Genomic DNA, 3,007 nt, shown 5'->3' with positions numbered 1-3,007 from the left:
ATTTTGGCCGCAGGGCTTGCGGTGTCAGTCTGTAGAGCGACCATAAGACCAGAACAGAGTAAATCTGTTAAGGCAGGTGCGAAAAATCCTTCGGGAAAGAAGCAGAAACCTAAATCGTGAGGTTTGGGAATCACCGTCCGTTTACGGCGGCGAGGATGTCAAAGTCGCCATTGTCAATATCAAGGTTATATGGTTCTTCGTTACTTGGTATGGTTCGATCAGGGGACAGAAATCGGCTAAATCCTTATCTGGCAAAGGACTTAATTGATTAGCTCGTTCTAGATTGAAAACAATTGGCAAAAATCGAAGCAATGTCTTTCTATATAAGGGTTTCACCCCTTATAACTCCCGTCCATTACATAACACAAACCGAAGAACCGGTTATATTATCCCTCGATCGGTGCAGTTTAAAAACTGTGCTTTTTAGGTTTGTGTCATCAATCCAGTCTTTTGGGGGGTTCTACCCCCCAAACCCCCCGTTGGGGACGCAAGCGCCGTCCCCAAACCCCTCGCGCATTAGCTTTTCGGTGGGATGCTTACACGCGGCTGTTCATACATTTGTAGCAGTTTAAGAGTGACTGATAATTGCTGATTATCGGTATTTACGAAAATGTGAGATGCACCCAAACCGAGCGACTTTTAATGCAAGTTTTAAGTAAGCGCCAATTCAGACTTAAATTGTTGGCCAAGTTTCGGTAAAATAAAGGTAATTAGTCAACAGAGCAGCTCAAAATTATGACTTTAGCCAAGGTAAAAAATCTTTATGATCAAGATTTTGCTTTGTGGATAGAGAAGACGGTCAAACAATTAAAATCTGGGGATTTATCTCAAGTTGATTTAGAGAATTTGATCGAGGAGGTAGAATCTTTGGGAAGACGAGACAAAAGGGAACTAAAAAACCGTCTAATTACATTATTTGAACACGCTTTAAAACGGCGTTATCTTCCTTTGTCCGACTGTTATCGGGGTTGGGAAGTAACAATTAAACGCTGTCAATCTAAGTTAAAAGATATCCTGAAAGACTCTCCTAGTTTATGCAGTTTTTTAACCGATATTTATGATTATTGTTATCAAGAAGCGGTGGAGAATATGCGAATTGAATATGATGCTAGTTTTCCCGATTTTTGTCCTTTTTCTAAGGATATTGATGTTTTATTAAATCATAAGTTTTGGCAGGATGAAAAATAGGCCAGTTCCTAATCCTTGGGGGGAATTGCCATCACTTGATTATCATTAACCACAATCAATTTACCGCCCAATTTTTCGATATTTTCCTTAGCTAACTTGCGGGTTTCTTCGTCTTGGCTATTTATCCAGACTAACATCCAAGCACCGACTCTAGGAGCGCGACTATCGGGATTAGTTTCTAAAAATTTCACCGTTCCCCTAGCGGATTTTTCGATAAATTCATTACCGGCAATTTTCGCCCAATCGGCGGCCATTTGATTAGATTTTTTCGCTGCGGGAATATCACCTAAAAATAATAGTTCATCCACTCCTTTATATAACCAAAGAAAATAGGCATCGGTGACATCAGGAGTGATTTTTGATAAACCTTTATTCATAATCTCAATCGTTCTTTCCGGTTTACCAGCATTCAGGGAAGAAGCGACAGACATCATCAAATAGGCGCGGACAAATTTGGGGTCATTTTTGGTGACAATTTCCATAAAATCGGGACTTAAACCGTAACCAGTTTCCCTACGAGCATCCCCATCGCCATAGTATTGTATAAACTGCAACATTGACCAATTGGCTAACATATTGTCAAAGCCAAAGGAAGGTATATTTTTTAATAACTGAACCTGAGCATTTTCTAGGCGAGACTCTTGAGGATAATTTCTATCTAATAACTTTTCTTTGGTCAAGGTTTTCACCTTTTCCTGTTGCATTTCCACAATAGCTATGATTAGTCCACCGATGACGGCGACTAAACCCAGAGTTTTAAGTAAGGATAGATTGAGAGATTTTTTTGCACCTACCATAGCTTTAAATAAAAGTCAATAATCAGTGTAGGGTTAATTCATGAATTAACCGCGATGGTAGGGTTAATTCATGAATTAACCCTACGATGAATTAACCCTACGATGAATTAACCCTACGATGAATTAACCCTACGATGAATTAACCCTACGATGAATTAACCCTACGATGAATTAACCGACAAATCACGACCTTCATAATTATAACCATTTACTTATCAACAAAAATAAAAGATTTTTGGGGTTATTTTAATTAATTCTATTGCCATTAACACAATCAAGAACACCGGCGGAATTACTGGTAGAAACATTATCTTCTAAAGGAGTTTCATCCTCACAAACAATACCAGTATAGGCCCCGGCTGCCGTTTGTCCGGCCGCTCCGGCATAATTTTTAATATCGTCATCAAATGGAGCCAAAGCATCCAATTCATAGGCGGCTCCAACAGGATTGGGGGGTCCCACTTCGCTGATATTATAGAATTTTAGGGAAATAGTGGCAGCTTCCAGAGCTAGTTCAGATAAAGTAGCAAAAGTCCCTTTTTCATAACGATAACCCTGTTGGGCGCGATTGATCAATCCCAGTGCTGCGCGCGCTTCTGCTTGCCTAGCTTTGGCGATTTGTCCTAAGAGACTCGGTAAACTGATGGCAGCGAGAACCCCCAATAAAATCACCACTATCAACAATTCTATTAAAGTAAAACCCCTCGCTTTTTTTCCCTGTGATTTGATTGCTGAAAAAAGAAGGTATTTCATGGTTAGGTGCTGGCAATTCAGTTATCAGTTATCAGTTATCAGTTATCAGTTATCGGGAGACAGGAGATTGGTTTTATTTAGGGTTTGCTGAATAAATCTAAAAACCTTGTTGGATAAGGCTTTTAGACTTTTTTTCCCTGAAAAAGTGCCTACCATTGGAGTGTTTGGGGGGAAAATTTAGGGATTTTTTCCCTGAAAATTAGGTAATTGACCACCTGAAAATGGGTAAAACCCCACACCCCACACCCCACACCCCACACCCTGCCCCC

At 40.1% G+C, this 3,007-nt stretch carries 4 protein-coding genes; 2 read left to right on the top strand and 2 right to left on the bottom strand.

The window, feature by feature from the left end:
• Nucleotides 1-76: 76 nt before the first annotated feature.
• On the top strand, nt 77-268 hold the full coding sequence (locus tag O9295_RS06270; RefSeq protein WP_288032379.1) for a hypothetical protein: 192 nt from the start codon (nt 77-79) through the stop codon (nt 266-268).
• 467 nt (nt 269-735) lie between these two features.
• On the top strand, nt 736-1,188 hold the full coding sequence (locus tag O9295_RS06265; RefSeq protein ID WP_288032377.1) for a DUF29 domain-containing protein: 453 nt from the start codon (nt 736-738) through the stop codon (nt 1,186-1,188).
• An 8-nt stretch (nt 1,189-1,196) separates the two neighbouring features.
• Here the strand turns inward: O9295_RS06265 and O9295_RS06260 are convergent, their stop codons facing one another.
• Nucleotides 1,197-1,985 carry a hypothetical protein gene (locus tag O9295_RS06260; protein WP_288032376.1) on the bottom strand — a complete coding sequence of 263 codons (789 nt, stop codon included), beginning with the start codon at nt 1,983-1,985 and terminating at the stop codon, nt 1,197-1,199.
• Between the two features lie 246 nt (nt 1,986-2,231).
• Nucleotides 2,232-2,738, bottom strand: a complete 507-nt coding sequence (locus O9295_RS06255; protein ID WP_288032375.1) for a type IV pilin protein — start codon at nt 2,736-2,738, stop codon at nt 2,232-2,234.
• Between the last annotated feature and the right edge of the window lie 269 nt (nt 2,739-3,007).

Source organism: Microcystis sp. LE18-22.4A, from assembly GCF_027531105.1.
GTDB lineage: Bacteria > Cyanobacteriota > Cyanobacteriia > Cyanobacteriales > Microcystaceae > Microcystis > Microcystis aeruginosa.
Note: the sequence above shows the minus strand (reverse complement) of the source record. Positions and strands in the feature narration are given on the sequence as shown.

Coding starts and splice junctions, on each gene's coding strand:
- O9295_RS06265 (WP_288032377.1), top strand. CDS start 736: ATGACTTTAGCCAAGGTAAAAAATCTTTATGATCAAGATTTTGCTTTG.
- O9295_RS06260 (WP_288032376.1), bottom strand. CDS start 1,985: ATGGTAGGTGCAAAAAAATCTCTCAATCTATCCTTACTTAAAACTCTG.
- O9295_RS06255 (WP_288032375.1), bottom strand. CDS start 2,738: ATGAAATACCTTCTTTTTTCAGCAATCAAATCACAGGGAAAAAAAGCG.